Raw genomic sequence first — 4,130 nt, forward strand, 5'->3', positions numbered from 1 at the left:
CCGACGCATGGCTGGCTCACCGAGGTCATGGAGGCGCCGACGCCGGTATCGGCGCTGCTGCACGCCGGCGTGATCAATGCCGGCGGTTTCCTGCTCGTTCGTTTCGCCGACGTGATGCTGCTCGCGCCGGGCGTGCTCGCCGTGCTGGCGATGCTGGGCGGCTTCACGGCACTGTTCGGCGCCCTCGTCATGCTCACGCAGCCCGCCGTGAAGACCTCGCTCGCGTGGTCGACGGTCGCACAGATGGGCTTCATGATCCTGCAGTGCGGCCTCGCCCTGTTCCCGCTCGCGTTGCTCCATATCGTCGCCCACTCGCTCTACAAGGCGCACGCATTCCTCGCGTCCGGCAACGCGGTCGAGCAGGTCGAGGCCATTCGCCGGCCCGGACCGGTCGCGGTTCCCGATGGCGCCGCCGTCGGGCGCGCATTCCTCTACGCGATGGCGATCTACGCCGCGATCGGAGCCGCGTTCGGCATCGCCTTCGGTCTTGAACACAAGTCGGCCCAGGCGCTCGCGTTGGGCGCCATCCTGATCTTCGGCGTCGCCTACCTGATCGCGCAGGGGCTCGCGGATGCCGCGCCGCGCCTGCTGACGCGCAGGACCGCCGTCTACGCCAGTGCCGCCGCGGTCGGATATTTCGCGCTGCAGACCGCGGCGGAATGGCTGACGGCCGGCACCCTGCCCTCGCCTCCCGCACCGGGTCGCCTCGAATGGACGCTGATGGCGCTCGCCGTGCTCAGCTTCGGAATCGTGGCCGTGGCGCAGTCGCTGTTGCCGCTGTGGGCTTCCCATCCCGCCGCCGCGGGACTGCGCGTCCATCTTTCCAACGGCCTCTACGCCAACGCCGCGATCGATCGCGCGCTCGGCGGTTGGTCCGTGCGCAAGGCTCCATGAGACCGAAGCAAGGGCATACCCATGCGAATGAACGTCCCGCCGGCGCCGCGCCTGACGCGCGACGCGATCCTCGACCTCGCAAATCGCGCGGCGCACTCGATTCCACCGCTGTGGCCGCTCGCATCGAGCGTCGCCGTCAACCCGTTCCTCGGCCAGACGCACGAGTCGCTTGCGACCGCGTCGGCACGCCTGCGTCGCGTCGCTGGCATCTCGTTGACGATGCCGCGGTCGTGGTACGCGCAACGCCTGCGTTCGGGCGAAATCGACGAAGCGGACCTCGCCGACGCATTCGATGCAGCGCCCGCAGCGCATCGACCGCCGACGCTCGCTGAGCTCGTGGACGCCGCCCGGTCGGACGCGCCCGTCGCGCAGCCCGCGCGAACGGTCGCCGACCTCGCACGCGACGTCGCCGCGATCGACTGGCCGGGTTTCGTCAACGAACGTTTCGGTCACTGGGCGGCGGGCTATTTCGACCGAGGGCAGGCGCTCTGGGGCGCCCCGCACGCGCGCGGCGCCTATGCGTCGTGGCGCGCGGTCGCGGTGCACGATCTCACGCCCGAAATCGCCGGTCTCGCGGGGTTCGCGCGCCGCGTGGCGGACTCGCCCGCGACGGCCGAGGACGCGCTCACCGAGTGCGTCGCCTGCCTGGGGCTTCCGGAGGCCGCACTGGAAAGCTATTTCCATCGCCTGCTGCTGGGTCTCGGTGGCTGGTCCCAGCTCGCGCGTCATCGCCTGTGGCAGGCCGAACTCGATGGCGGGAGCGACGCCTGCGTGACCGACCTCCTCGCCATCCGCATCGCGTGGGAAGCGGCCTTGCTCGATCGATACCGCGGATCCATCGACGGGCGTTGGCAGGCGGTCGCCGCGGCCTACGCCGAGCCGGTCGAAGCCACTCCCGACGATCGCATCGACGCCATCCTCCAGGACGCGGCCGAGCGCGCCGCCCAACGGCGGTTGCTGGACCGCTTCGCGCCAGCGCCGACGACACCATCGATGCCGTCTCGGCCCGCGCTGCAGATGGTCTTCTGCATCGACGTGCGCTCCGAAGTGTTCCGACGCGCGCTCGAACGCCAGAATGACGCGATCGCCACGCTGGGCTTCGCCGGATTCTTCGGACTCGGCATCGGTCATCGGCGCTTCGCCTCGGACGTGGTCGAGGCGCGCCTGCCCGTGCTCCTGCGCCCCGCCGTCGGGACGGCTTCGGGCATGCGGGCGACGGCGACGGACATGGCGGACCGGTCGGCGCGGATCGCGGCACGCGCGAAGCGCGCATGGGGCCGCTTCAGGCTCGCCGCCATATCCTCGTTCGCATTCGTCGAGGCGACCGGACCGGTCTACGTCGCAAAGCTGCTTCGCGATGGCCTCGCGCTCTCGAAGCGACCCGTATCGGTCGACCCCCCGCCCCACGTGACGACGGCCCTCGATCTCGACCGGCGCGTCGCGACGGCTGCAAGCGTCCTCGAGGCGATGTCGCTGACCCGAGACTTCGCCAGGCTCGTGCTGTTCGCAGGGCACGGCGCCAACGTCGTCAACAACCCGCATGCAAGCGCGCTTCATTGCGGCGCCTGCGGCGGCTATCCGGGCGACGCGAACGCGCGACTGCTCGCCTCGCTGCTCAACGATCGCGACGTACGCGCCGGCCTTGCCGCGCGCGGCATCGTCGTTCCGGACGACACGCTGTTCCTCGGCGCTCTGCACGACACCACGACCGACGACGTCACGGTCTACGCCGCCGATCATCCCTCGCCCACCCACGCCGGGGATCTCGAACGCGTACGCCATTGGCTGCGATCGGCCGGCGCGCTCGCGCGGGCGGAACGCGCGTTGCGCCTGCCACGCGCCGAGCGGGCAACGGACATCCGGCGCCGCGCACGCGATTGGGCGGAAGTGCGCCCCGAGTGGGCCCTCGCCGGCTGCGAGGCCTTCGTCGCGGCACCTCGATCGCGCACGGCGGGGCGCGATCTCGCAGGCCGCGTGTTCCTCAACGAGTACGACTGGCGCCTCGACCAAGGTTTCGCGGTGCTCGAATCGATCCTGACCGCGCCCGTCGTCGTCGCCAGCTGGATCGGCCTGCAGTACTACGGTTCGGTCGTCGCACCCGAGGTGTTCGGGGCGGGCAACAAGCTCCTGCACAACGTCGTCGGCGGGGTCGGCGTCGTCGAAGGCAACGGCGGCCTGCTGCGCGCGGGCCTGCCGTGGCAATCGATTCACGACGGCGAGCGGCTCGTGCACGAACCGCTGCGGCTGTCGGTGCTCATCGAAGCCCCGCGCGAGGCGATCGGCAGGATTCTGGAACGCCACCCCGACGTTCGCGTGCTGTTCGACCGGCGTTGGTTGCACCTGTTCGCCCTCGACGACGAGGGGCGCCCGGCGTGGCGCTACGCGGGCGAACTGCGCTGGCAGGACGCGATCCGCGACGCGCACCGGAACACGACGAGCGCGCAGGAGCCCGCGCTCGCATGAAGGACCTTCCCGCCGATCTCGCCGCCCTCGAGTCCGAGGCGATCGGGATCCTGCGCGAAGGCGTCGCCGAGGCGCGCAATCCCGTGCTGCTGTTCTCGGGCGGCAAGGATTCGACGGTCCTCGCGCATCTCGCGCTGCGCGCGTTCCATCCCGCGCCGCCACCGATGCCGTTGCTGCACGTCGATTCGACCTGGGAGTTCGCCGAATTGCTCGCATTCCGCGACGCCTTCGCGCGCCGGCACGGCTTTCGGTTGATCGTCCGTGCGAACGAGGACGGCCGTGCCCAGGGCATCAATCCGTTCGACCACGGCGATGTCCATACGACGCTCATGCGCACCGAGCCGTTGAAGCGGGCACTCGATGCGGGCGGCTACGACGTCGTCTTCGGCGGCGCCCGCCGCGACGAAGAGGCGAGCCGCGCGAAAGAGCGGATCGTCTCGGTGCGCAGCGCGAGCCATGGCTGGGACCCGCGTGCGCAGCGTCCCGAGTTCGGTCGGCACTTCAACTGGCGGCTCTGCGCCGGGCAGACGATACGCGCGTTCCCGCTCTCCAACTGGACCGAGCAGGATATATGGACCTACATCCTGCGCCGCGCGATCGACCTGGCGCCGCTCTATGTCGCGAGGGACCGCCCCGTCGTGATGCGCGACGGCATGCGCATCGTCGTCGACGACCCGGCGCGCATGCGCTGGAATGCGGGCGAGCAAGCGTCGATCGAACCCGTGCGTTTCCGCACGCTCGGATGCTGGCCGGTGACGGCGGCGGTACCGTCG

General features: G+C 70.6%; 3 protein-coding genes. All 3 read left to right on the top strand.

Annotated features, from left to right (window positions below; translation table 11 throughout):
* A partial coding sequence (locus VI238_RS11410) for a proton-conducting transporter membrane subunit (protein WP_331651407.1) occupies positions 1–894 on the top strand: 894 nt, incomplete at its 5' end.
* Between the two features lie 21 nt (positions 895–915).
* On the top strand, positions 916–3,357 hold the full coding sequence (locus VI238_RS11415) for a YbcC family protein (RefSeq protein ID WP_414650058.1): 2,442 nt from the start codon (positions 916–918) through the stop codon (positions 3,355–3,357).
* A partial coding sequence (cysD, locus tag VI238_RS11420; RefSeq protein ID WP_331651411.1) for a sulfate adenylyltransferase subunit CysD occupies positions 3,354–4,130 on the top strand: 777 nt, incomplete at its 3' end. The genes VI238_RS11415 and cysD, both read left to right, overlap by 4 nt.

It is taken from the genome of Dokdonella sp. (genome assembly GCF_036518555.1).
Lineage (GTDB): Bacteria > Pseudomonadota > Gammaproteobacteria > Xanthomonadales > Rhodanobacteraceae > Dokdonella_A.